Source organism: Comamonas sp. CMM03 (genome assembly GCF_019218715.1).
Classification (GTDB): Bacteria; Pseudomonadota; Gammaproteobacteria; order Burkholderiales; family Burkholderiaceae_C; genus Comamonas; species Comamonas terrigena.
Genome location: NZ_JAHUXB010000016.1, coordinates 1 through 437, shown reverse-complemented (window position 1 = coordinate 437; position 437 = coordinate 1). Strand labels below are relative to the sequence as shown.

Sequence of the window (437 nt, the reverse complement as noted above, 5' to 3'; positions counted from 1 at the left end):
CTTTCTATCTGCTCAAGTCGAGCCCTGAGCACCGCATCAGAGGTCGGACTGGGCTGCCCACGCAGGCCTAGCTCCGATGACATGGTCGGCAGTGGGCACCCTTGATGGGGTGATGCCTGGTGCCATTCGGACAGATAAGTGTCGATAAACGCCTCAAGTGGGCGATCTCCAGCGAACAGTTCGGCGCAGACGACGTTCACTTCGTCTCCGGCAGCCTGCAGCGCCTTTTCCACCAGTTCGTCCTTGGACTTGAAGTGCGAATAGAAGCCACCGTGGGTGAGACCCAGGGCTTTCATCAGGGGTTGCAAGCCTGTCGCGCCAATTCCGTCACGGCGAAATCGTGCCGAGGCTTCCTTGATAATGCGTTGATGAGTCTGGGCTTTATGGTTCTGCGAGTAACGCATCTGTAATCTCCGCAACGGTGAACCATATTAACC

General features: G+C 56.8%; 1 protein-coding gene. It reads right to left on the bottom strand.

What is annotated here, in order from left to right; genetic code table 11:
• Nucleotides 1-404, bottom strand: a 404-nt coding sequence (locus KW830_RS21140) for a TetR/AcrR family transcriptional regulator (RefSeq protein ID WP_218334318.1), incomplete at its 3' end; no start/stop codon positions are given.
• Nucleotides 405-437 lie beyond the last annotated feature (33 nt).